The sequence below is a fragment of the Actinoalloteichus caeruleus genome (genome assembly GCF_049311605.1).
GTDB lineage: Bacteria > Actinomycetota > Actinomycetes > Mycobacteriales > Pseudonocardiaceae > Actinoalloteichus_B > Actinoalloteichus_B caeruleus.
Window position 1 is genome coordinate 5,360,046 of the sequence record NZ_CP186005.1, and the last position, 23,129, is coordinate 5,383,174.

The 23,129-nt window shown below is 73.8% G+C and carries 23 protein-coding genes; 10 read left to right on the forward strand and 13 right to left on the reverse strand.

Features of this window, described 5'->3' with window-relative positions; translation table 11 throughout:
- Positions 1 to 5: 5 nt before the first annotated feature.
- The 3 genes from ACOJVX_RS21955 to ACOJVX_RS21965 form a co-directional block, all read right to left on the reverse strand.
- Positions 6 to 254: a Trm112 family protein gene (locus ACOJVX_RS21955; protein ID WP_026419310.1), complete on the reverse strand. Its 249-nt coding sequence runs from the start codon at positions 252 to 254 to the stop codon at positions 6 to 8.
- A 62-nt stretch (positions 255 to 316) separates the two neighbouring features.
- Positions 317 to 1,666 carry a phosphomannomutase/phosphoglucomutase gene (locus ACOJVX_RS21960; RefSeq protein WP_026419311.1) on the reverse strand — a complete coding sequence of 450 codons (1,350 nt, stop codon included), beginning with the start codon at positions 1,664 to 1,666 and terminating at the stop codon, positions 317 to 319.
- Positions 1,667 to 1,771: 105 nt separating this feature from the next.
- Positions 1,772 to 2,245 carry a metallopeptidase family protein gene (locus tag ACOJVX_RS21965; RefSeq protein WP_081715528.1) on the reverse strand — a complete coding sequence of 158 codons (474 nt, stop codon included), beginning with the start codon at positions 2,243 to 2,245 and terminating at the stop codon, positions 1,772 to 1,774.
- A gap of 188 nt (positions 2,246 to 2,433) precedes the next feature.
- Here ACOJVX_RS21965 and ACOJVX_RS21970 point away from each other — a divergent pair, with 188 nt between their 5' ends.
- Positions 2,434 to 2,784 carry a DUF3499 domain-containing protein gene (locus ACOJVX_RS21970; RefSeq protein WP_016699407.1) on the forward strand — a complete coding sequence of 117 codons (351 nt, stop codon included), beginning with the start codon at positions 2,434 to 2,436 and terminating at the stop codon, positions 2,782 to 2,784.
- 227 nt (positions 2,785 to 3,011) lie between these two features.
- Here ACOJVX_RS21970 and ACOJVX_RS21975 read toward each other — a convergent pair whose 3' ends face one another.
- Positions 3,012 to 3,269, reverse strand: coding sequence for a WhiB family transcriptional regulator (locus tag ACOJVX_RS21975; RefSeq protein ID WP_169533982.1), 258 nt, complete (start codon positions 3,267 to 3,269; stop codon positions 3,012 to 3,014).
- Between the two features lie 387 nt (positions 3,270 to 3,656).
- Between ACOJVX_RS21975 and ACOJVX_RS21980 the strand changes: the two genes are divergently transcribed.
- The 4 genes from ACOJVX_RS21980 to ACOJVX_RS21995 all read left to right on the forward strand — a co-directional run bounded on the left by ACOJVX_RS21980 (position 3,657) and on the right by ACOJVX_RS21995 (position 7,559).
- Positions 3,657 to 4,421: a site-2 protease family protein gene (locus tag ACOJVX_RS21980; RefSeq protein WP_026419313.1), complete on the forward strand. Its 765-nt coding sequence runs from the start codon at positions 3,657 to 3,659 to the stop codon at positions 4,419 to 4,421.
- A gap of 101 nt (positions 4,422 to 4,522) precedes the next feature.
- Entirely contained in the window at positions 4,523 to 5,533 is a 1,011-nt protein-coding gene (gene cofD / locus ACOJVX_RS21985) for a 2-phospho-L-lactate transferase (RefSeq protein WP_026419314.1), read from the forward strand.
- The gene (locus ACOJVX_RS21990; RefSeq protein ID WP_248784492.1) at positions 5,530 to 6,966 is read left to right on the forward strand and encodes a coenzyme F420-0:L-glutamate ligase; all 1,437 of its coding nucleotides are present in this window, start codon (positions 5,530 to 5,532) and stop codon (positions 6,964 to 6,966) included. Before cofD ends, ACOJVX_RS21990 begins: the two co-directional genes overlap by 4 nt.
- A complete protein-coding gene (locus ACOJVX_RS21995) occupies positions 6,963 to 7,559 on the forward strand; it encodes an NUDIX hydrolase (RefSeq protein ID WP_026419316.1) in 597 nt (198 codons plus the stop codon). Before ACOJVX_RS21990 ends, ACOJVX_RS21995 begins: the two co-directional genes overlap by 4 nt.
- Here the strand turns inward: ACOJVX_RS21995 and ACOJVX_RS22000 are convergent.
- Together ACOJVX_RS22000 and ACOJVX_RS22005 are read right to left on the reverse strand one after the other, a co-directional pair.
- Positions 7,533 to 8,399 (reverse strand): hypothetical protein, encoded by an 867-nt coding sequence (locus tag ACOJVX_RS22000; protein ID WP_026419317.1) that lies wholly within the window; start codon positions 8,397 to 8,399, stop codon positions 7,533 to 7,535. The two genes, ACOJVX_RS21995 and ACOJVX_RS22000, sit on opposite strands and share 27 nt — an antisense overlap.
- 95 nt (positions 8,400 to 8,494) lie before the next feature.
- Positions 8,495 to 9,619 carry a sugar phosphate nucleotidyltransferase gene (locus ACOJVX_RS22005; RefSeq protein WP_051314089.1) on the reverse strand — a complete coding sequence of 375 codons (1,125 nt, stop codon included), beginning with the start codon at positions 9,617 to 9,619 and terminating at the stop codon, positions 8,495 to 8,497.
- A 186-nt stretch (positions 9,620 to 9,805) separates the two neighbouring features.
- Here ACOJVX_RS22005 and ACOJVX_RS22010 point away from each other — a divergent pair, with 186 nt between their 5' ends.
- Entirely contained in the window at positions 9,806 to 10,279 is a 474-nt protein-coding gene (locus ACOJVX_RS22010; RefSeq protein WP_418154480.1) for a hypothetical protein, read from the forward strand.
- Positions 10,280 to 10,560: 281 nt separating this feature from the next.
- Here the strand turns inward: ACOJVX_RS22010 and ACOJVX_RS22015 are convergent, their stop codons facing one another.
- Together ACOJVX_RS22015 and ACOJVX_RS22020 are read right to left on the reverse strand one after the other, a co-directional pair.
- Positions 10,561 to 11,460: a glycosyltransferase family 2 protein gene (locus ACOJVX_RS22015; RefSeq protein ID WP_026419319.1), complete on the reverse strand. Its 900-nt coding sequence runs from the start codon at positions 11,458 to 11,460 to the stop codon at positions 10,561 to 10,563.
- 121 nt (positions 11,461 to 11,581) lie between these two features.
- Positions 11,582 to 12,733: a glycosyltransferase family 4 protein gene (locus tag ACOJVX_RS22020; RefSeq protein WP_026419320.1), complete on the reverse strand. Its 1,152-nt coding sequence runs from the start codon at positions 12,731 to 12,733 to the stop codon at positions 11,582 to 11,584.
- A gap of 281 nt (positions 12,734 to 13,014) precedes the next feature.
- On the opposite strand from ACOJVX_RS22020, the gene ACOJVX_RS22025 reads away from it, so the two are divergent.
- Positions 13,015 to 13,947, forward strand: coding sequence for an arylamine N-acetyltransferase family protein (locus ACOJVX_RS22025; protein ID WP_051314090.1), 933 nt, complete (start codon positions 13,015 to 13,017; stop codon positions 13,945 to 13,947).
- Between the two features lie 27 nt (positions 13,948 to 13,974).
- On the opposite strand, the gene ACOJVX_RS22030 is transcribed toward ACOJVX_RS22025, so the two are convergent.
- Positions 13,975 to 15,129 carry a glycosyltransferase family 4 protein gene (locus ACOJVX_RS22030; protein WP_418156025.1) on the reverse strand — a complete coding sequence of 385 codons (1,155 nt, stop codon included), beginning with the start codon at positions 15,127 to 15,129 and terminating at the stop codon, positions 13,975 to 13,977.
- Between the two features lie 107 nt (positions 15,130 to 15,236).
- Here ACOJVX_RS22030 and ACOJVX_RS22035 point away from each other — a divergent pair, with 107 nt between their 5' ends.
- Positions 15,237 to 16,226 (forward strand): glycosyltransferase family 2 protein, encoded by a 990-nt coding sequence (locus ACOJVX_RS22035; RefSeq protein ID WP_422647070.1) that lies wholly within the window; start codon positions 15,237 to 15,239, stop codon positions 16,224 to 16,226.
- Between the two features lie 614 nt (positions 16,227 to 16,840).
- Here the strand turns inward: ACOJVX_RS22035 and ACOJVX_RS22040 are convergent.
- From ACOJVX_RS22040 to ACOJVX_RS22055, 4 genes are read right to left on the reverse strand one after another with little or no spacing between them, the layout of a single operon-like run.
- Positions 16,841 to 17,674: a hypothetical protein gene (locus ACOJVX_RS22040; RefSeq protein ID WP_030104979.1), complete on the reverse strand. Its 834-nt coding sequence runs from the start codon at positions 17,672 to 17,674 to the stop codon at positions 16,841 to 16,843.
- The gene (locus ACOJVX_RS22045) at positions 17,671 to 18,006 is read right to left on the reverse strand and encodes a type VII secretion target (RefSeq protein ID WP_026419326.1); all 336 of its coding nucleotides are present in this window, start codon (positions 18,004 to 18,006) and stop codon (positions 17,671 to 17,673) included. Before ACOJVX_RS22045 ends, ACOJVX_RS22040 begins: the two co-directional genes overlap by 4 nt.
- A gap of 3 nt (positions 18,007 to 18,009) precedes the next feature.
- Complete coding sequence (locus tag ACOJVX_RS22050; RefSeq protein ID WP_051314091.1) at positions 18,010 to 18,477, reverse strand: YbaB/EbfC family nucleoid-associated protein; 468 nt, start codon at positions 18,475 to 18,477, stop codon at positions 18,010 to 18,012.
- A 6-nt stretch (positions 18,478 to 18,483) separates the two neighbouring features.
- Positions 18,484 to 19,179, reverse strand: coding sequence for a DUF6346 domain-containing protein (locus ACOJVX_RS22055; RefSeq protein WP_422647071.1), 696 nt, complete (start codon positions 19,177 to 19,179; stop codon positions 18,484 to 18,486).
- A 198-nt stretch (positions 19,180 to 19,377) separates the two neighbouring features.
- Between ACOJVX_RS22055 and ACOJVX_RS22060 the strand changes: the two genes are divergently transcribed.
- Together ACOJVX_RS22060 and ACOJVX_RS22065 are read left to right on the forward strand one after the other, a co-directional pair.
- The gene (locus tag ACOJVX_RS22060) at positions 19,378 to 21,894 is read left to right on the forward strand and encodes a glycosyltransferase (RefSeq protein ID WP_030104975.1); all 2,517 of its coding nucleotides are present in this window, start codon (positions 19,378 to 19,380) and stop codon (positions 21,892 to 21,894) included.
- Entirely contained in the window at positions 21,881 to 22,987 is a 1,107-nt protein-coding gene (locus tag ACOJVX_RS22065; protein WP_026419329.1) for a glycosyltransferase family 4 protein, read from the forward strand. The genes ACOJVX_RS22060 and ACOJVX_RS22065 overlap by 14 nt, the downstream gene beginning before the upstream one ends.
- Positions 22,988 to 23,129: the final 142 nt, after the last annotated feature.

Here is a 23,129-nt window from a genome sequence, read left to right on the forward strand (position 1 = left end):
CGGGATCACCTGCTCGCCGAGTCCCCACCGGTCGGTGCGCCGGTTCCGGTCCCCCGCGCCGCGTCCGGGCCGCCCTCGGCCTCGTCCAGCAGCAGCACCGGGATGCCGTCGCGGACCGGGAACCGTCGGGCGCACAGGGTGCAGGTCAGGTAGTCGGCGTCGGGGTCGGACGGCGTACCGGTCCGCAGGGGGCCGTGCTCGTCACACGGGCACGCGAGCACGTCCAGCAGACGGGGGTTCAGATCAACGGCCACGGTTCCTCCTCTTCACCGGGAGTCGCAAGGCCGGCACGCCGCCCTCTGACTCGTCGTCGACGTCAACCTCGGACGATCGCGAGCACGTCGTCGCGCAGTCCCGCGACCGTCGCCTCGTCCGGTCCCTCGATGTTCAACCTCAACAGCGGCTCGGTGTTCGACGGGCGCAGATTGAACCACGCTCCCCCGGGCAGCGAGACGGTCAGGCCGTCCAACTCGTCGAGGACCACCTCGGGGCGGTCCGCGTAGGCGGACCGCACCGCCGCGAGCCGCTCGGTCGGCTCGTCCACCGTCGAGTTGATCTCCCCCGACGCCTGGTAGCGCTGGTAGGCGGCGGTGAGCTCGGACAGCGGCCGGTCCTGTTCGCCCAGGGCCGCCAGCACGTGCAGCGCGGCGAGCATGCCGGTGTCCGCCCGCCAGAAGTCGCGGAAGTAGTAGTGGGCCGAGTGCTCCCCGCCGAAGATCGCCCCCGTCTGGGCCATCGTCTGCTTGATGAAGGAGTGGCCGACCCGGGTGCGGACGGGCTTCCCGCCGTGTTCGGTGACGATCTCGGGAACTCCCCGGGAAGTGATCAGGTTGTGGATCACCGTCGCGCCCGGTTCCTTGGCCAGTTCCCGCACGGCCACCAGCGCGGTGATCGCGCTCGGGGACACCGCCTCTCCCCGCTCGTCCACCACGAAGCAGCGGTCGGCGTCCCCGTCGAACGCGAGTCCCGCGTCGGCCCCCTCGGCGCGGACCCGCGCCTGTAGGTCGACCAGGTTCTTCGGGTCGAGCGGGTTGGCCTCGTGGTTCGGGAACTCGCCGTCGAGCTCGAAGTACAGCGGGACGATCTCGATCGGCAGCCCCTCGAAGACGCTGGGGACGGTGTGGCCGCCCATGCCGTTCCCGGCGTCGACCACGACGCGCAGCGGCCGGGAACCGGACAGGTCCACCAGTTCGCGCAGGTAGCGGGCGTAGTCCGCGAGGAGGTCGCGCTGCCGGACCGTTCCCTGCCTCCCCACGAAACCCGGGACGCCGGTGGCGACCATCTCGCGGATCTCGGCGAGGCCGCTGTCCTGGCCCACGGGCGCCGCGCCGGCCCGGCACAACTTGATGCCGTTGTAGGCGGCGGGGTTGTGGCTCGCGGTGAACATCGCGCCGGGCAGGTCGAGCGTGCCGGAGGCGAAGTACAGCATGTCGGTGCTGGCCAGACCGATGCTCACGACATCGATCCCCTGGCCGGTGACCCCCTCGGCGAACGCCGCGGCGAGCCCGGGTGACGACTCCCGCATGTCGTGGCCGACGACGATCTCCGGGCCGCCCACCAGTCGCGCGAACGCGGCGCCGATGTCCCGCACCACGTCCTCGTCGAGTTGTTCACCGACCAGACCGCGGATGTCGTAGGCCTTCACGATGTCGGACAGGTCGCGCACGCCGCCTCCCTCACTGCGGGCCGTCCCCGATCTCGCCGACCCTGGCCTCCGAAGGGTACCGGCGCGGAGCGGTCACCAGAACGGGTCGGTGGGCAAAGCCTCCGGTCAGCCCTCACCCTCCACGACATCCGGATCAAGACCGAGGTAGCTGGCCACCTGCTCGACCAGGACGTCGTGCACGAGGTCGGAGAGGTCCGCGCCGTCCCGCGCCCTCGCCTCCAGGGGCCGGCGGTAGAGCACGACCCTGGCCCTGGTGGGAACGCCGCGCCGGTCGACGCCCGCCGGTACGAGCCGCGCGAGGGGGATCTCGCCGTCGCCCACGACATCACCCTGGTCGCCGTCCGGCCGGTAGCCGGCGCGCAGCTCGGGCACATCGTCCACGGCGACGTCGAGCTGGGTCAGCTCCGCCCGCCACCGCTGCTCGATGGGCTCCAGCGCCTCCAGCACGAGGGCGTCGAACCGCTCCGCCCGACTGCGTGCCGCCGGCATCGACGGCGGGTACAGCGTGCCTCGCAGGCCACGCCCCCGCCGATCACGTCGGCAGCGAGTTCGCCTCTGGTATCCGCGCGCTACCGCCACAGGGCCAAGGGTACGGGACCAGGCAGCCCTTCCGGTCCGCCGTCACCGGACCGGCTGCCCAGGAGCACCCACCGGCGGACCGGCGGAACCGGAGCGTGACCGGCGGGGAATGGATCACGAAAGCGTGTCATCCGCGTGGCTGCTACTCGCCAGGGCGGACAGGCGCTATCGTCCCCGCTGTGCGGAGCGTGAGACGGTGCTCGCGAACCGGGTGTACCAACCCGGCTGTCGCCACGCTCACCTACGCGTACGCGGACTCCACCGCAGTTGTCGGGCCCCTGGCCACCTACGCCGAGCCACACAGCTACGACTTGTGCGAAGCGCACGCGATGAGGTTGACGGCACCCAAGGGATGGGACGTAGTCCGGTACGAGGGCGAGTTCGCCCTGTCCCAACCGTCGGTCGACGATCTGACCGCGCTCGCGGAGGCAGTCCGCGAGGCCGGTCGCGTCGACCGGCAGGCAGAGGTGCCCGAGGAGTCGGTGACCAGCCCTGGTCGGCCACACCTGCGAGTACTCCGGAATCCCCATGACGACTGAGGCGGGGTCCGGTCGCCGGACCGGAACGGGTGGCCGACCCGCCCGGGACAACCGACGTGGCCAAGATCACTTCCGGACCGCGGCGGGGGTGCCCTGACCGAGTTCCGACTACGCAGCGCAGCCACCGGGCGCCCGTGGCGAGAACGCCAGACGGGGCTCCGGGCCGCCCCCTGGGCGCGGGAACGACGGAGCCCCTCGGCGTGCCGAGGGGCTCCGCACACGCGGCGTCAGACCGCGCGTTTCTTGAGCTTGCGTCGCTCACGTTCGGACAGTCCGCCCCAGATGCCGAAACGTTCGTCGTGCGCCAGCGCGTACTCGAGGCACTCGGAGCGCACCTCGCAGCCGGAGCAGATCCGTTTCGCCTCCCGGGTCGACCCACCCTTCTCTGGGAAGAACGCTTCCGGATCGGTCTGCGCGCACAGTGCGCGCTCCTGCCAGTCCTGTTCTTCCTCTCCCGTATCGAACAAACCGGTCAGCACGTCCAACTCCCCAAGCTGGACGGTCCCCCGCTCTGTCTCACGGTCCAGTTCGAATTCCCGCACGTCCGCCTCCTCGCCTTCCGCACTCCCCGGTTGGCGGACGCCACCCGTCGGCCCCCTCGGTCGACGAATGACACCGATGTGATTACACCTGTGTAACCGCTAGGGGTCAAGCGATAGTCAGCCGAACGAGTTACCAGCGCACGGGGTTCCCGAAGGCGGGTGCGGAACGCCGAACTCGCTAGGCCATCAGGAGGTTTCCCGGAAACCCACGGACAGCCGCTTGACAGCGACGCGCCGCGAAAGGCCCACCGATCGGGCGGTGGCGGCGGGCCGGCTGGGAGGGACCTCTCTCCCACCGGTCGCCCCCGGGAGGTGGGGGACACTGGCCTCGTGACGAGTTCTCCCGTTCGCCTCAGCCCGCTCTTCCTCGCCATCCTCGCGGCGACCGTGGCCGGCGGCGCGCTGACCCTCGTCGACGCCTCCGCCGCCGCCACCGCGGGAGTCGTGCTCGTCGTCCTCGGCGGCTGGGCGGTCTCCCTGTGCCTCCACGAGTTCGGTCACGCCGCCGTCGCCTACCGGGGCGGGGACCTGTCGGTCAGGGACAAGGGCTACCTGACGCTCGACCCCCGGCGGTACACCGACCCGGTCCTGAGCCTGCTGCTGCCGATCCTGCTGCTGATGGCGGGTGGGATCCCGCTGCCAGGCGGGGCGGTCTGGATCAACCGGCACGCGCTGCGCTCCCGTGCGGTGGAAAGCGGGGTCTCCCTCGCCGGCCCGCTGACCAACCTCGCCCTGGGCGGGTTGCTCGTCGCCGCGGTGTCGCTGACCCAGCCCCCGCTCACGCTGGCGGCCGCGCTGTCCTACCTGGCCTACGTCCAGATCATCGCCTTCGTGCTGAACATGCTCCCGGTTCCGGGGTTGGACGGGTACGGGGCGCTCGAACCGCACCTCTCCGCCAAGTGGCGGCACTACGGGTCGGTGGCCCGACCCTGGGCCCCGCTCGCGCTCTTCGCCGTCCTGCTGGGGTTGCCCCAGATCGGCTTCCCGTACCTGACCGACGGGCTGTTCACCCTCACCTCCGAGCTGTTCCGCCTGATCGGCGGCGACGCCATGCTGGCCGCCTGGGGCGGGTCGGAGTTCCGGTTCTGGCGGTAGACCCGAGCCCCGCTGCCCGCCCCGCCCCGCGCCGCCCGTCCGACCCGCTTCCGACGGCTCCCGGCGGTGGCCGTGATCGGGGAATGCGAGGATGACGCCTCGTGAGAATCGTGGTGCTGGTCGGGGGAGTCGGGGGCGCTCGCTTCCTCCTCGGGGTCAAGGCCGCGCTCGGACTGCCCCCGGTCGGGGAACCGACCTCGGGCTCCGGCGGCGACGTGGGGGAACACCAGGTGACGGCGGTGGTCAACACCGGCGACGACACCTGGATGCACGGTCTCCGGATCTGCCCGGACCTCGACACCTGCATGTACACCCTGGGCGGTGGCATCGACGAGGAACGGGGCTGGGGCCGCGCGGGGGAGAGCTGGGCGGTGAAGGGGGAACTCGCCGCCTACGGCGCGCCCCCGGACTGGTTCGGCCTCGGCGACCGGGACATCGCCACGCACCTGGTGCGCAGCCGCATGCTCCGCGCCGGCTACCCCCTGTCCGCCGTCACCGAGGCCCTGTGCGACCGGTGGCGGCCGGGGGTCCGGCTCCTCCCCGCGTCCGACGACCGAGTGGAGACCCACGTCTCGGTGGACGACCCCGACTCCGGGGAGCGGCGCGCGATCCACTTCCAGGAGTGGTGGGTGCGGCACAGGGCTGGCCTACCGGCGCACTGGATAGGCCAGGTCGGCGCCGAGACCGCCACCCCGGCCCCCGGCGTCGCGGCCGCCCTCGACGAAGCGGACATCGTGCTGCTGGCGCCGTCCAACCCCGTCGTCAGCATCGGGTCGATCCTGGCCGTCGAGGGCGTCCGGGACGCTGTGCGCGCCACCTCCGCCCCCGTGGTCGGCGTGTCCCCGATCATCGCGGGGAAACCGCTCCGGGGCATGGCCGACGCCTGTCTCCGGGCCATCGGGGTCCCCTCGACCGCCGAGGGGGTGGGCCGGCACTACGGCGGGCGGGGGCAGGGGGGCTCCGGCCTGCTCGACGGCTGGCTCGTGCACACCGGGGACACCGCCGTCGTCCCCGGCGCGGCGGTGCGTTCCGTGCCGCTGCTCATGTCCGACGTCGCCGCCACGGCTGCGATGGTGGAGGCGGCCTTCGATCTGGCTGAGGTGACCCGATGAGCACGACGTCCACCCCCCACGAGGAGAGCCCCGCACCCCAGGGCGCCGGCCCGGCGCGGGGCGGTTCCGACACCACCACGCCGCCGGTGCGGGAGGGCGACCACGCGGCGAGCCGCCTCGAACTGTTCCCGGTCCCGGGGCTGCCCGAGGTCCGGCCCGGTACCGACCTGGCCGCGCTGGTCGCCGGATCGGCCCCCTGGCTGCGGGACCACGACGTCGTCGTGGTCACCAGCAAGATCGTCTCGAAGGCCGAGGGCCGGTTGGTGACCGTTCCCCGCGACCCGGAGGCCCGCGAGGCCGCCCGGCGGGAACTGGTCGGCCAGGAGGCGGTCTCGGTGATCGCCCGGTTCCGGAACAGCCTCATCACGGAGAACCGGTTGGGCATCGTGCAGGCCGCCTCCGGGGTCGACGCCTCCAACGTCGCCACCGACCAGATCGCGCTGCTCCCGGAGGACCCGGACGCCAGCGCCGCGCGGCTCAGGGCCGGCGTCCGGGAGCGGCTGGGCGTCGAGGTGGCGGTCGTGGTGACCGACACGATGGGCCGGGCCTGGCGGAACGGGCAGACCGACGCGGCGATCGGCGCCTCCGGGTTGCCGGTGCTCCACGGTTACGCCGGGCGGGTCGACCAGCACGGCAACGAACTCGCGGTGACGTCCGTGGCGCTGGCCGACGAGATCGCCGCCGCGGCCGACCTGGTCAAGGGCAAACTGGGTGGCGTGCCGGTCGCCGTGGTGCGCGGGCTGCGTCTGGTGGACGACGGGTCAACGGCACGCGCCCTGGTGCGGCCGGTGGAGCAGGACCTGTTCCGCATGGGGACCGCAGAGGCGGTGCGACGCGGGCGGTCCGAGGCCGTCCTGTCGCGGCGGTCGGTCCGCGAGTTCGCGGACGAGCCGGTGAGCCCCGACGCGGTCCGCCGTGCCGTGGGTGCCGCGCTGACGGCCCCCGCACCCCACCACAGCCGCCCGGTTCGCTTCGTGTGGCTCCGGGACCCGGTGCGGAGGCGGACGCTGCTGGCGGCCATGCGGCGGGCGTGGTTGGCCGACCTCGCCGGCGACGGCCTGACGGCCGAGCGCGCGGAACGGCGGGTGCGGCGGGGTGACCTGCTCCACCGCGCTCCCGAACTCGTCCTGCCCTTCCTGGTCCGGGACGCGGCGCACGACTACCCCGACGCGCGGCGACAGGAGGCGGAGCGGTCGATGTTCACCGTCGCCGGGGGCGCCGCGGTGCAGGGCCTGCTCGTCGCCCTCGCCGCCGAGGACCTCGGCTCCTGCTGGGTGTCGTCGACCCTGTTCTGCCCGGAGGTGGTGCGGGAGGTGCTCGAGCTACCCGAGCACTGGGAACCGCTGGGCACCGTGGCGGTGGGGCACCCGGCCCAGCCGGCCGAGGGCCCCCGCCCGCCGGCCGCCCTGGACGAGGGCATGGTGGAGCTGTGACCGCGCCAGGGCCGGACCTCCACACCAACGCCGTGCGCTGCCTGTCCTCGTGGCGGACGGCGGACCCCGGGCAGGAGGCGCTGCGCCAGGCCTTCCTGGGTTTCCTCGCCGCCAGGGCGGACGCGTGCCACCGGTCCTGCGAGGCCGGCCACCTCACCGCCTCCGCGTTGGTGCTGGACGCGACGGGGGAACGCACCCTGCTGACGCTCCACCCCCGGGTCGGGCGGTGGCTCCAACTCGGCGGGCACTGCGAACCGGAGGACACCGACCTGGTGTCGGCGGCGTTGCGGGAGGCCACCGAGGAGTCCGGCATCACCGGGCTGCGCATCGACCCGCGTCCCCTGCACCTCGACGTCCACGAGGTGACCTGCTCCCTCGGTGTGCCGACCCGGCACTTCGACGTCCGCTTCCTGGTGCGCGCCCCGGTGGCGGCGCGGGAGGTGCTCAGCGCGGAGTCGCTCGACCTGCGCTGGTTCCCGCTGGCGGCGCTGCCGGCGGACGTGGACTCGGTGCCCACCATGGTCAGCCTGGCGATGACCAGGGCGGCCGGTGCGGCTGAGGCCGGATCAGCAGGCCCGGTAGTCCCGGGGTGACAGCCTCGGCCCCCTCCGGGGGGCGCGGGAACCGACCGCCGTCAGGTACCGGACCGCGCGGTGCCGCTGGCCGGCGTAGGGGGCGAGCAACGCGAGCATGCCCGCGTCGTCCACCCGCCGGCCGAGCAACGCCCACCCGATCGTGTTGGACAGGTGGTAGTCCCCGACGCTCACCGCGTCGGGGTCGCCCCAGGCCCGCTGGGCGACCTCGGCTGCCGTCCACTCCCCCACGCCGGGCACGACGCGGAGCAGGGCCCGTCCCTCCGCACCGCCGAGTTCGACCGCGCGCTCCAGGCGGGACGCGACGCCCGCGACCGCCAGCAGGGTGCGCCTCCTCGCGCCGTCCACACCGCACTGGTGCCACTGCCAGTCGGTGATCGACCGCAGCCGAGCCGGGTCCGGTGGGACCCGCAGGTCCACCCCGTCGGGGCCGGGGGCCCGCCCGCCGAAACGGCGGGCCAGCTCACGCCAGGAGCGCCACGCCTCGGTGCTGGTGACCTTCTGCTCCAGGACGGCGGCCAGCAGCACGTCCCACACCCGGCCCGTGGAGCACAGCCGCAGCCCCGGCAGGGTCCGGCGCGCGAGGGCGACCGCCGGGTGGTGCGCGACGAACCCGCCGTCGTCGTCCTCGGCGCCGCACAGCGCCGGGAGCCCCTCGACCAGCCGCGCCGCCCCGGGCCCCCACGCCGTCGCCAGGACCGCCCCCCGGTGCCGTCGCAGCGCCAGGGTCCCGGGGCCCTCGTCGGTGTTGGTCGCCCACCAGTAGGCGTCGCCGTGGGTGCGGAGGCACGGGTCGCCGCTCCCCCGCCGGAGTGGCCCGAGCAGCTCCCCCAGGTCCACCGGGCGGGCCGGGGTCCAGGACCGGGTGAGGGGTGTCCGGGGGTGTCCGGCGGGCGGGCGGGCCGCCGCGCGCGACCGCGTCCCGGACTCGCGGTTCACACGTCCGCCGAGAACCGGATGCCGTTGGAGGGCAGCTCCACTCCGGGCCACACGCGGGCGCCGCCGACCAGCTCGCAGTTCTCGCCGACGACCGCGTCGTCGCCGATCACGGAATCCTCGATGACCGCCCCGGCCCCGATGACGGCGCGCGCGCCGACGACGCACCGCCGGACCTCGGCGCCCTTGCCGACCACGGCACCGGAGAACAGCACGGACCCCTCGACGGTGGCGCCGGAACCCACCTCGGCCCCCTCGCCCACGGCGGTGCCCCCGTGCACCTTCGCGTCGTCGGCGACCCTCGCGCCGTCGAGCACGATGGCGGGGCCGGCGGGGCGGGGGAGGGCCGGGGAGTGCACGACACCCCGGACGAGGTCGGCGGAGCCTCGGACGAACGCGGCGGGGGTGCCGAGGTCGAGCCAGTAGGACGTGTCGACGTGGCCCTGGAGCCGAGCTCCGGACTCCAGGAGGCCGGGGAAGGTCTCCCGTTCGACCGACACCGGCCGTCCGGCCGGGATGTCGTCGACGACCTCGCGGCGGAAGACGTAGCAGCCGGCGTTGATCTGGTCGGTCGGTGGGTCGTCGGTCTTCTCCAGGAAGGCGAGGACCCGCCCCGTCTCGTCGGTGGGGACGCTGCCGAACCTGCGGGGGTCCTTCACCCGGACCAGGTGCAGGGTGGCGTGCGCTCCCGAGGAGCGGTGCGTGTCGACGACGGCGGCCGGGTCCACCCCGGAGAGGATGTCCCCGTTGAACACCAGCACGTCGCGGGCGGTCAGGCCGGCGGCCGCGTTGCGGATCGCGCCCGCCGTGTCCAGCGGACGGTCCTCCACCACGTACCGCAGGTCGAGCCCGAGGGCCGACCCGTCGCCGAAGTGCCGCTCGAACACCTCCGCCTTGTACGAGGTCCCCAGCACCACTCTCGTCACCCCGGCGGCCCGGATCCGGCAGAGCAGGTGGGTGAGGAACGGCACGCCGGCGGTGGGCAGCATGGGCTTGGGTGCGGAGAGGGTCAGGGGCCGCAACCGGGTACCCTTGCCTCCGACCAGCACAACCGCGTCGACGTCGCGCAGTGCTCGTCGCGATCCGGACTCAGTCGCCGGTGGCTCGGCTGGACTCACCGACATGCGACGCTCCTCCTGATCTATCGAAACCACGTCGGAGGGCCTACTCTGGCATGAGCGACCAAGCGCGCGGGCAGTGGACCCACCGAGGCGCCGCGGTCACACACCGCGAGTAGGTCTCCAGCCGCCCACCGAACACCGCTCGCGTCGGCCCCCGCGGCTCCGCGGCAACGTCAGGAGAGGTCACCGATGGACCCCCGAAACCGTGCTGACGCGGCCCTGGCGCGTGCCAGGGCGCGCGGCTCATTCGTCGTGACCCCCGATGACGCCACCTCACCGATGGACGCCGCCAGCACCGTGCAGATCCCCCGCCGGGTGGTCTCGGCGGCGGACCCGGGCCGGAAACTCGCCGACGCGGAGAGCACCGTGGTCCTCCGGCCGGACCAGCGCCCGGCCCCCACCGCCCCCGGTCATCCCGGGATGGGCCAGCCCGGTCAGCACGGACAGCAGCCGGGGCCGGGTGGCCCCGGCCGGCCGCAGCCGCCCGCGCAGCAGACCGGTGGGCACGGCATGACCGCGCCCCAGCAACGGCCCCCGCACCAGCCCCCGCCGCAGGCCGCTCCGTCGCCGGGTGGTCAGCAGGCCCCGCACCCGGGGCCGGGCGCTGGCGGGCACCAGCAGGCCGAGAGCACCACCCCGCCCTGGCACAACCAGCAGTTCTAGGCCTCCCAGGCGCGTTCCCCAGGCCAGCGCCCGCTCCACCGGGCGCGACTGGCCGTCACGGGTCGGGCGCGGCGCCGGCCGCCGGCCCGCGCGCGTGCCGGCGGCAACCCGCCCTCCTGGCCCTGGCGCCGGACGAACTCGGGCCCGGTGCGTCGAACGGGCTGGGCGGGGGCCACCTCCGGATGAGGACGCCGGGGTCCCGGTCGGCCGGAGGCGGGGTGCGGCCACTCGTCGGCCCGGGGTGACGGTGCCGTGCCCCGTCACCGCGCTCCACCTCCGGGTCAGCCCCCGGTGCGTCGGGAGCCGCGCAGCTCCCAGCGGTAGCGGGCGTTCAGGCCGGTGCGCAGGGCGAACCGCAGCGGAGCCCAGGCGGGCCCCTGGTGCCGGTCGCTGAGGTACCGGTAGGCGCTGCGGTGGTGGGCCGCGAGCATCCGTTCCGACGCCGTCGAGGTGGACGCTCCCCCGACGTGCATGACCTCGGCGCTGGGCACGTACACGTTGAGCCAGCCGGCCCGTGCCAGCCGATCGCCCAGGTCCACGTCCTCGAAGTACATGAAGTAGCGGGGGTCGAAGCCACCGACCGAGTCGAAGGCCTCCCGGCGGAAGAGCTGGCAGGACCCGGAGAGCCAGCCAGCGGTCCGCTCGACGACGGCGGTGTCGGACTGCCGGTAGGCCCTGGACCACGGGTTGTCGCTCCAGACCTTCCCGAGGACGGCGTGCCCGACGCCGCGCCCCAGGGAGGGCAGGAGGCGCGCGGACGGGTAGACGTCGCCGGCGGGCTCCCGGATCAGCGGGCCGAAGGCCCCGCCGCGCGGCCACCGCTCGGCGGCGGCCAACAGCACGTCGAGGCTTCCCGGCGTCCACTCCAGATCGGGGTTGGCGACGACGACCCAGCCGACCTCGTCCCCGAGGCGCTCGACACCGTGGTTGGCCGCCCGCCCGTACCCGAGGTTGCCCCCGGTGGGGGCGAGTTCGACGTTCGGTCGTTCGGCCGCCCGTTCTGGGGCGCCGTCGGTGGACCCGTTGTCGGCGAGGACGACCTTCGGGGTGCGTTCTGTCGCGGTGACCAGGGTGTCCAGGAAGCGGTCGATCGTCTCCCCTGGTGAGTAGGTGACGGTGACGACGGCGACATCGTCGCCGTAGGTCGCTGGTTTCCGGCTCTGCGCACTCGACGAGGTCACGGCGGACCATTCTGCCGTGGACCGCTCGTGCGCCACCGGCCCCCCGCGTCCTCGGTCCAGCTGGCGCTCCCGCGGCGCGAACGGCGTGTCGCGGCCGGCGAGCGGGGCGTGTCGGAGACGGTCAACGGCCGCGCCGGTGGATCCAGTCAGCCCGCGCGAAGGCCTCCAGGTGCCCGGCGGCGCACCCCGCCCAGGAGAACTCCTTGGACCGGGTGAGCGCGGCGGTGCTCAGCTCGGCGCGCCGCCGTGGCTGGTCCAGGAGCTCGGTGATCGCCTGGGCGATGTCCGCCGCCCCCACCCCGCAGTAGGCGACCGCGTCGCCGCCGACCTCGGGGAGGCTGAGGCGCTGGGTGGTCAGGACGCAGGCCCCGCAGGCCATCGCCTCCAACACCGGCAGGCCGAAGCCTTCCCCGAGGCTCGGGTAGGCGACCAGTTCCGCGCCGCCCAGGAACCCGGCGAGGTTCCGGAACGGGAGGTAGCCGGGCCGGATCACCCGCACGCGGTGGGGAACCGAGTCCAGGGCTCGTTCGACCTGACCGTCCCAGCCCGGTTGACCGGCCAACACCAGCGTGGGCGGGTCCTCCCGTCCCTGGCACGCCTTCGCGAACCCCCGGATCAGCGAGGGCACGTTCTTCCGGGGTTCCAGCGCGCCGAGGAAGGCGACGTAGGGCGCGTCCCGCAGACCCAGCAGCTGGCGAACCTCGGCGACCTCCTCCGGGGTCGGCGGGTGGAACCGGTTGGTGTCGACGCCGTGCGGCACCACCGACATGGCGCTGCGCCTGGCGCCGAGCAACCGGACGAGTTCGCTGGTCGTCGCGTCGCTGGGGGTGACGCACAGCGTGGCGCGGGCCAGGGACGCGCGGATCCACCCCCGGAAGAACCCGGCCTTGACCGACGAGTGCAACGCGGGGTCGGTGAAGAAGGTCGCGTCGTGCAGGGTGACCACGCTGGCCACCGGGTTGGCCAGCGGCATCGTGTAGTGGGGTGAGTGCAGCACCCGGACGCCCAGTCGTCGGACGAGCCGGGGCAGGGTGAGCTGTTCCCAGCTGAGGCGCGCCGTCCTGGTCGCCACCGACTCCGAGGCCGGAACGACCCGGGAGGACGGCGCGGTCCTGGTGTACAGCTCGGCGTCACGAGGTTGGCAGACGACGCTGAGCTGGGCCCCGGCGGCGTCAAGGCCAGCGATCAACGAGTCCACGTACCGGCCCACTCCACCTCGGTCGGTGGGCACAGCGGTGGCGTCGATCAGGACGCTGGGTTCGGCAGACCGCACCACTGAAGCCTACGGCCGCTTCACACGCGATCCGGCGCCTTTGGCCGAATCGGCGGCCGGCAGTGGGCAGCCCCACGTCCACGCGCCTCGGCGACGGGTCCGCGCTCGCCTCCCGTGCCCGGGTTCCCGCGCTCCGTGGCCGTTCCCCTTCCCGTCGACCCGCCTGGGGACGGCCGGGCGGGGCACGGTGGCGGGCCGCCGGACCGTGGTGGTCCGAGGTGTCCGCACGGCCGACCCGAGGACCTTGACCTCAACAATCGTTCAGGTTGAACGATGGTGGCATGACGACGACCGAACAGGACAGCACGACCACCCTCGCCCACGATCCGCTGGTCGGCCCGGAACTCGACACGGCACCGGAGACCGCGCGGGGGTGGGCTTCCGCCGATCTCGACCTGGACGCCTACCTCGCCCGCATCGGCTACGACGGCGACCGCGCCCCCAACGCCGACACGCTGCGGGCGGTGCACCGCGCCCACGCCACCACCGTCCCGTTCGAGAACCTGGGCCTCCTCTCAGGTGGGGGTGTCCGACTGGACACGGCCTCCCTCCAGGACAAACTGGTCCGGCGCCGTCGTGGCGGCTACTGCTTCGAGCAGAACGTCCTGCTCGCCGCCGCCTTGGAGCGCCTCGGCTACCGGGTGTCCGGAGTGAGCACCCGAATCCGGCTCGGTTCCCGGAACGTGCGACCCGCCGCGCACGCCGCCCTCCTCGTCGAGGCCGAGGAGCGGATGTGGTTGGCGGACGTCAGCGTCGGCGAGCAGGGCGTGCTGGAACCGACACCCCTGGTGTCGGGAGCCGAGGTTCGGCAGGGAGCCGGGTGGCGGCACCGCCTCGCACGGGAGGAGGACGGGACCTGGGCACTCCAGTTGGCGCGCGGCGAGGACTGGCAGGACCTCTACGGCTTCACCCTGGAACCCCACTACCGCGTGGACTACGTGGTGCAGAACCACTTCGCGGCGACCCACCCGACCTCGCCGTTCCGCCGAACCCTGTTCGGCTCGCGCGGCGGGGAGGAGACGGCGCACAGCCTCTCCGGCCTGGACCTGACGGTGTCCCGCCCCGATTCCCCGGACGAGGTGGTCGTCCTGGGGCCCGACGAACTCCCCGGGTACTTCCGCGACGTGTTGGACGTTCCCCTGACATCGGAGGAGGCCGACGAGTTGGTGGTGATCGGCGAGCGCGCCCGCGCGGACCGGGAGACCTCCGGCTGAACCACTCCTGGCCGCGGTCGGCTGGCGTCAGCCGACCGCGTCGAGGTGGATCCGCCAGAGCGCCCGCGCCGCGTGTTCCCAGTCGTAGTGCTCGGCCCGGCGCAGACCCGCGCGGATCATCGCCTGGGCCCGCCCGGAGTCGGAGGCCACGGCGCGCAGCGCCCCGGCCAGGGTGTCCGGGTCCCCCCGCCGCACCACCAGACCCGCCCCGCCCGCGACCTCGACGAGCGCGGGCACGTCGGTGTGCACCACTGGAACGCCGACGGCCATCGCCTCCAGGACCGGTAACCCGAAACCCTCGGCCCGGCTCGGTGCCGCGAGGACCGTCGCCTGCCGGAGGACGGCGGACAGCTCGGTGTCCTCGATCCGCCCCAGCACCCGCAGCCGATCGCGGGCGAGCCCGTGCTCCTCGGCCAGCCGCCGGGGGTCGACCCCGCCCCAGCCGCTGGCTCCGACCAGGACCAGGGGGAGATCCGGGCCCCTGGCACCGGCCATCGCCCGGATGAGGACGTCGATGCCCTTCCGGGGCTCCACGGTGCCCACGGCGAGGACGTACCGGTCTGGCAGTCTCAACTTCCGACCCACCCGCTGCTGGAACTCGTCGGTCAACGGACGGCGCAACGCGTCCGAGACGCCCTCGCCGACCACGTGGGTCCGGGGGCCGGTGGCGCCGATCGTGCCCGCCCCGGACCGTTGCCGGTCGGCGTCGAGGTGCCTGGCGAGTTCCGCCGCCACGGCCGCGGTCGGGGTCACCAGCGCGGAGGCACGGCGGGCGGCGCGGCCCACCATCCGCCGGTGCCAGGCCGCGCCCCGACGGGTCAGCGTCTCGGGGTGGGTCCACGGCACGGTGTCGTGCACCGTGACCACCAGCCCCCGCCCCCGTGGCACGGACGGCGGGGCGAACGGGGTGGGCGCGTGCACCGAGTCACCTCCGGGCCAGACCGGGATCCCGCGTTCCCACAACGCGGAGAGCACCCGCCTCGGGTAGGGCAACGACTTCGGTCCGATCAGCCCGGGGATCACGGCGGCGTCCGGGTCGGCGTGCTTCGCGACGACCCCGGCGACATCCCACCCCGGGGGCGCCGTCCCGGCGAGCGCGGCGGCGAGTTCCCGGGTGTAGCGGCCCGTCCCACCCGGGACGGGAGCGAGCAGCTGTTCGGTGAGCACAACGAGGAGCGGCACCCGCCAACACTGCCACGAACACCGCGGCGTTTCGCCGGGACCGGACGATCCGGAGCCGGGACCGCCGGCCGCCACCGGCCCCGGCCCCGTGGGTAGGTTGGTCGGTCATGGACACGGCCGACCCCGGGACCACATCGGCTCGCAGCACCGTCGTCATCGTGACCTGGCGGGCGAGGGACCACCTCGAACACTGCCTGGACGCGCTGGCGGCACAGACCCGGCCGCACCGGCTGCTGGTGGTCGACAACGCTTCGGACGACGGCACGGCCGACCTGCTGAGGGCGCACCCGACCGCCCCGGAGGTGCTGCGGCTACCGGCCAACTCCGGGTACGCCGGGGGGATGGCCGCCGCGCTGCGCCGGGTCCGCACCGAGTTCATGGTGTGGCTGAACGACGACGCCGTCCCCGCACGCGACTGGCTCGCGGCCCTGGAGGACGCCGCCGACGCCGACCCGGGGGCAGGGGCGGTCAGTTCGCTGTTGCGCGCGGAGGACGGCACCGTGCAGTCGGCCGGCGTCGGGTTGACCCCCGACGGCCACGGACGCGATCTCGGTGCGACCACCGGGGTGGACGGCACCGCCGAACCCGTGGAGGTGTTCTCCTTCTGCGGGGGCGCCGCCCTGGTGCGCACCGAGCCGCTGCGCGCGCTCGGCGGCGTGCCCGAGTCCTACTTCTGCTACTACGAGGACACCGACACCGCGTGGCGGCTGCGGCTCGGGGGCTGGCGGGTACTGCTCGCCCCCGCCGCCGGGGTGCGCCACGCGCACGGTGCGAGCAGCGCCCCGGGCTCCCCCCGTTTCCACCGGTGGAACGAACGGAACCGCCTCGTGACGCTGGTGCGCTGCGCGCCGCTGCCGGTCGCGCTCCGGGAGGTGCTGCGGTTCACCGCGATCACCGCGGCGCTCCCCCTCCGACGCCGGCTGGGACGACCAACGCCGGACGCCGCGAACTTCCGGGTGGGGCTCCGCCTCGGCGTGCTCGGCGAGACGCTGGCGCGGACACCCGAGGCGCTGCGGTTCCGGCGGGAACTCGGCCGCCGGGCCGTGCTGGACCGGACGGCGGTGTGGCGTAGCTGGGCTGGCCGGGACGAGCGGTGAGCGGCGCCGCCCGCACCGCCCCTGGTCGCCGTGCCAGCGGGTGGACCGCCCCGCTCGTGACGAGGAGCGCGCCGCTCCCGCCGCGCCGGCCCGCCGGCCCGACTCCGCGGTGATGGCCGCACCGACGACCAGGCGAGCGGAGCACCGGCAGCGCGGCCTGGCCTGGTGACGGCACCCGCCCCCGTGACGTCGTAGCCCCCGCCCGACGACGGCGGGGAGGGATGCGACGTGGCCCAACGTGGCCCACCTCCTCGACCAGGGTCGGGACGGGACCGAACCTCCCCGATCACCTCGCCTAGCGGACCGGGTCCTCGGCGTCCGACCTCAGCGGCCGGCCCCGGAGCACCGGCGCGAGCGGCGCCGGCCGGCGGGGAGCAGGAACCCGCTCGGCCCACACCGCGAAGTACTCCCACGACCGGAAGTGCTGCCACGACCGGTCATCCCCCGCCGCCTGGTCACTCGGGTGGACCCCGAGGCCCGACGGGGAACCGCACCCCGCCTGGGCCACCTCACCCGCCACGTGGGCAACCGGGCCGTCTCGCCCCCCGACCTCCGCGCGGTCGGCGCGCGGGGGCGGGGAACGCCCGGCGGTTGGCCGCCGGGACGGCCCCGGGTCAGGCCGAGCTCTCCCCGGTCGCGAAGGGCTTGTCGTCGACCTGGGTGGAGTACACGGCGAGGTTCTTCGGCACGGCGATGGCGAGGGTCTGGGCCACGTCGGTGAGGACGTCACCGAGCTTCGCGACGTGCTTGCTGAGCCCGGTGATGCTCAGCACGGCCTTCTGGATCCAGTCCTGGACCTTGTTGGCCCACTTCATCACCAGCCGGATCCCGTCGGCCACGAGGACCGGGGTGGCGAGGCCCAGGGTCAGTCCGGCGGCGGCCGCCGCCCGGATGAGCCACTGCACGAGCTCGCTCATCGCCTCGGCGATGAGGTCCCGCACGATGGTGCGCACCACCGACACCACCGTGGCCCCCGCCGTCAACGCGACTCCGACCCCGTTGGCGGCGATCGAGGCGGCCTGGATGGCGGCGGCCTGGCCCATCGCGACGGGGCGGTAGGCCTCCACCGCCGGCCCCTCCCAGCCCTCGGTGTCGGCGCGGACGATGTCGCCCATGTCCTGGGAGGACTGCCCGAGCGAGTCGGCCACGTTGCCCCAGGTGGCCGCGTTGGTGTGCACCACGTCGGGGTTGCCGGCCAGGCAGTTCAGCATGTCGGGCAGCGGCGGCACGTGTTCGATGAACCAGGCGAAGGCGGAGGTGAGCAGCGTGCCGAAGGGGTCGGCGACCACTGCCAGCGCGTCCAGGCCGGCCGCGCCGATGTTCACCCCGGCCTCGAGCCAGTCGCCGTTCTGGACGGCGGTCACCGCGTCGCCGGCGGCCTCCACCATCACGACCGCGTCGAGCTTGTCACCCCCGCTGTAGTCGGGGGCGATCAGCGGGTTCGTCATGGCGTCGACGGTCCTTCCAGTCGCTCGGCGATCTGGGCGAAGAGGCGGCTCACGCCCTCCTCCAACAGCTCGTAGGTGTCCGCGGAGGCGGTGATGGCGGTGCTGGTCGCGCTGACCGTTTCGCCGGCGGCGGCGATCGCGCCGTGGCCGAGGGCCTCGATGCTGCCCATCAGGGGCAGCATGATGGGACTGCACAGCAGCCCGTACGCGGTGGTGCCGCTGATCGAGGCGTGGGTGGCGGCGTCCTGCGCGACCCCGATCTGCTGGACCACCCCGTCGAGCCGGGCGGCGTGCTGCCGCATCTGCTCGGGGTAGACGTGGAACCCGTCCATCCGTCACCACCCCCTGTCGTTGCGCCAGCTGGCGCCGCCGTCCGGGTCGTCCGGGTCCTGGGGGTCGTCCGAGCTCCGGGCTGCTCCCCCGGTGTCCTCGTCGTCGAGCTGGGGGAACCGCTCCTGGTAGCCGCCCATCACCGCGTTCAGCGACTCGCTGTCCTCGCCGAGGATCGGGGCCAGCGCCTCCCGCATCTGGTCGGCGATCCGGGCCTGCGCCCGGCGGAGGGTGTCGAGGATCTGCGCGGACAGCTCCTCGGGGCGCCGGGTCATCGCGGCCGGCGTCAGGTCGAGGGCGGTCATGCCCCCGTTGCTGTCGACCGTCACCGAGACGGCGCCGTCCCGGCTGCGTTCGCTGACGCGCGCCTCCCTGGCGGCGGCCTGCAACTGGTCGGCCTGGCGCAGCTTGGCCTGCATCTGTTCCTGGAAGCCGCGCAACATGGCGTCGGCGGCGCTGGTGTCGGGCTGCACGTGTCCTCAGTCTCCCTGTCCGGTGGTGCCTCGCTGCTGGTGGGGCGGTAGGTGGCTGGCGGGGGGAGCGAGTGGTCCGCCCTGGCTCCCCGGTCGGCCGCTGCTGCCCCAGTGCGGTCCGAACCTGGGGTTCGGGGGGCTCCCCCCGCCGTTCCGCTCCTGCTCACCCTCCCGCTCCGGACGCGGCAGGAACCCGAGGCGCACCAGGACGCCGACGGTCACGGCGAGGACGAGCAGGTTCGCCAGGGCGTAGGCGGCGATAGAGATCGGCGGCGGGACGGGGGCTCCGGAGCGGTCCGTCCGGAAGACGGCGAGCTTCCATCCGCCACCCGCCACGATCTGGACCTCCTCCACCGGGACCTCGGTGCCCAGGTCCTCCCGGGTCAGCTGCCGGGGGTAGGCCTCACGGTGCTCCACCCGGCCGTCCGACCAGTGGATCTCCGCGGTGCACACGTCGGCCGGCCCGATGCCGCCCTCCAGGCTGATGGGCCCGGTGCTCCGGCAGCTCGTCACCTCGGCGGTTCCCGCGTCCACCACCGGCCTGTCGTCCGCCTTGGTCCCGCCCCAGGTGTGCAGGGTGGTCGTGAACGGGAACACGAGGGCGAACAGGGTCAGGCCGACCACCCCGAGGACGACCCCGGCCACGATCTTCCGGCCTCTGCTGATCTCCGCCACCGTCCACTCCTCACCTGGACCTGACACCCTGACGGAAGCGTAGACAGCGCGGCCGGCCTCCGGGGGCGTTTTCCTCACAGAAGGTTGCCACGGGACTCCGCAGGGCGATCATGGTGGCGGGGGGCGGCGGTTCCCCCGGGTCCGCCCCCCGGCGCGAAGCGGATAGGGCAGGCTTAGACGCGGCTGGTCGCCGACCGGCCCGAGGAGAAGCTGAGGGGGAGCGACGTGCCCGAGCCGAGTTCCGGGGGCCTGCCGACAGTTTCCGTGGTGGTGGTGAACTACCGGGGGGTCAAGGACACGATCACCTGCCTCCGGTCGCTGCGGGACGACCTGGACTACCCGGCCGACCGCCTGGAGATCATCTGCGTCGACAACGCCTCCGGCGACGGCAGCGTGGAACGGCTCCGGGACGAGATGCCCGACGTCACCCTGGTCGAGTCTCCGGAGAACCTCGGTTTCGCCGGCGGCTGCAACCTCGGCGCCCGCCAGGCCAGTGGCCAGGTGCTCGCGTTCCTCAACAACGACGCCCGCCCGGACGCGGAGTGGGTGCGGGCCGCGGTCGCCGTGTTCCGCGCGGAGCCCACGGTCGGCGCGGTCGCCAGCAAGGTGCTCGACTGGGGCGGCGAGCTGATCGACTTCGTCGACGGCGGCCTCACCTGGTTCGGGATGGGGTACAAGCGGCACGCCGGTCAACGTGACGACGGCAGCCACGAGGTCGCCAGGGACGTGCTCTTCGGAACCGGTTCGGCGCTGTTCGTGCGCACCGAGCTGTTCACCGCCCTCGGTGGCTTCGACGAGCGCTACTTCATGTTCTACGAGGACGTGGACCTCGGCTGGCGGCTGAACCTGCGCGGCTGGCGGGTGCGGTACGAACCGACGTCGGTGACCTACCACCGGCACCACGGCTCGATGGGTTCGGTCGACTCGTCCCGTGAGTACTACCTGTTGGAACGCAACGCCCTGGCGACGCTCTACAAGAACCTGGAGGACGAGACGCTGGCGAAGGTGCTGCCGGCGGCGCTCGCCCTCGCGGTGCGCCGGTCGACGGCACGGGGGGACATCGACCCCACCCAGCTGGAGATCACCCGCCGCCCGGCGGACCGGGGTGCCGACGCCGAGCCCGTCCCGGTGTCGCGGGAGGCGCTGGCCGGTTTCCTGGCGATCGACCAGTTCGTCGAACTGCTGCCCCAGTTGGCCGAGTCCAGGAAGGTGGAGCAGGAGTCGCGGGTCCGCTCGGACGGCGACATCGTTCCGCTGATGCGCAAGGCGCTGGAGCCGGCCTACCCGCTCCCCCGCTACCTGGCCGCCCACGAGACCCTGGTGCGGGCCTTCGGACTGGACGAGGCGTTCGGACGCCCCCGGCGGGTGCTGGTCGTCACCGGTGACGCGATCGCCGAACGGATGGCGGGCCCGGCGATCCGCGCCTGGCACATGGCCGAGGCGCTGTCCACCGAGCACGAGGTCAGGTTGGTCAGCGTCAACAACCACCACGAGCCGCCGGAGGCGGGTTTCCCGGTGGTGCACGCCAGGCCGAGGGACCTGGGCACGCACATCGCGTGGTCCGACATCGTGGTGGTGCAGGGCCACATCATGGAGATGGCGCCCGAGCTGAAGGACCCCTCCTCGGGCAAGATCGTGGTCTGCGACGTCTACGACCCGATGCACCTGGAGTACCTGGAGCAGGGCAAGGACGTCGACGACGAACGTCGCGCCCGCGACCTCGACGGGGTGACCCGGGTGTTGAACACCCAGCTGATGCGCGGGGACTTCTTCCTCTGCGCCTCGGAGCGGCAGCGGCACTTCTGGCTCGGGCACCTGGCCTCCCTGGGCCGGCTCAGCCCCGGGATGTACGACTCCGACCCCACCGTGCGGTCCCTGCTGTCCGTCGTCCCCTTCGGACTGCCGGCGGCCCGCCCACGGCGCACCGCGCCGGCGATCCGGGACGTGGTGCCCGGCATCGGCCAACGGGACCGGGTCGTGCTGTGGGCCGGCGGCGTGTACAGCTGGTTCGACCCGTTGACCCTCGTCCAGGCCATCGACAAACTGCGCCGGGAGGAGGACGGCGTCCGGTTGTTCTTCCTCGGCATGCAGCACCCCAACCCGGACGTGCCCGAGATGGGCATGGCCGGGCAGACCCGCCAGCTCGCCGACCGGCTGGGCCTGGTCGGTTCGCACGTCTTCTTCAACGAGACCTGGGTGCCCTACCACGAGCGGCACAACTGGCTGCTGGACGCCGACTGCGGGGTCACCACGCACTTCGACCACGTCGAGACGACGTTCGCGTTCCGCACCAGGGTGTTGGACTACCTGTGGGCGGGTCTGCCGATCATCACCACCGACGGGGACTCGTTCGCGGACCTCGTGCGGCGGGAACGGCTCGGGGTGGTCGTGCCGGCCGAGGATGTCGACGCGCTGGCCGCCGCCCTGCGCCGGGTGCTCTACGACGAGGCGTTCGCCGAGTCCTGCCGGACGCGGATCGCGGAGGTGCGCGAGCGGTTCACCTGGGACGCGACCCTGCGCCCGCTGCTGGAGTTCTGCCGCGACCCCCGGCCGGCGGTGGACCGGCTGGGCGGGTCGGCTCCCTTGGTGCGCGAGCAGCCGCGAGGGGCCGGCGGCCAACTGAGGCATGATCTTGGTCTGATCCGGGAGTACCTCGACCTCGGTGGTCCCGGCGAGGTCGCCCGCAGGGCGGCCGGCAGGTTACGCAGGCTGGTGAAGGAGACGGTGCGTGGTCGACGCTGACGGTTCCGGGCGCAAGCTGAGGATTCTGCTGGACGGGACGCCGCTGCTGGGCGCCCGCACCGGGATCGGCCGGTACACGGCCGCGTTGGCCGAGGAACTGGCGTCGATGCCGGGCATGGACGTGACCGCTCTCGCGTTCACGCTGCGCGGTTGGCGGACCCTGCGCGGTGTCCTGCCGCACGGGGTCCGGGCCCGTGGTCTTCCCGTGCCGGCGCGTGCCCTGCGGGCGGCCTGGCTCCGCACCTCGGCGCCTCCGGTGGAGCTGCTGGCCGGCCGCGCGGCGGTGCTGCACGCGACGAACTTCGTCCTGGCACCCACGATCTTCGCGCGGGGTGTGCTCACCGTGCACGACCTGGACTTCCTGGACTCCCCCGAGGAACTGCCGGCCGGGGAACGGGACCTGCCCGAACTGGTGCGGCGCTCCGCTGGCCGGGCGGCGGTGGTGTGCACGCCGACCTCGGCGGTGGCCGAGGTGGTCACGGAACGGCTGGGGGTGCCCCAGGAGCGGATCGTGGTGACGCCGTTGGGCGTGGACGCGGCCTGGTTCGCCGCCCGCCACCCGACCTCCGCGCTCCGGTCCGCGTTGGGCATCCCCAAGGAGTACCTCCTGTTCGTGGGCGCGGACGGCCCGAGGAAGGGTCTGAGCACGCTGCTGGCCGCCCACGCGGCGCGCCCGGAGCTGCCGCCGTTGGTGATCGCCGGCCCGGCCGCCGCGGACCCGCCAGGGTCGACCGACCGGGTGATCAGAACCGGCTACCTGCCGGAAGTGGACCTGCGGAGGGTGGTGGCCGGCGCCTCGGCGCTGGTGCTGCCGTCCCGGAACGAGGGCTTCGGTCTTCCGGTGTTGGAGGCGCTGGCCTGTGGGGTGCCGGTGGTCTGCTCCGATGTGCCCGCGCTGCGCGAGGTGGCGGGTGGGCAGGCCGTCCTCGCCCCGGTGGGCGACGTGGAGGCGCTCGGGGCGGCCCTGGTCCAGGCGTTGGACAGCCCCAGCGACACGGCGACGTTGACCGCGCGCCGGGACCACGCCGCCGACTTCAGTTGGCGCCGGTGCGCCGAGGCGACGGCGGCGGCCTACCGCAGGGCGGCTGGCTGAGGCGGAGCCGCCGTGGGCGGTCCGGGCTCCCGGGGCGCGGCTCGTCCACCAACACCTCCACCGCCAACCGGGCCACATCCTCCCGAGCCACCCACGCCACCCGACCACCCCCAGCCGGAGCCGAAAGCACCCCGTCCTCCCC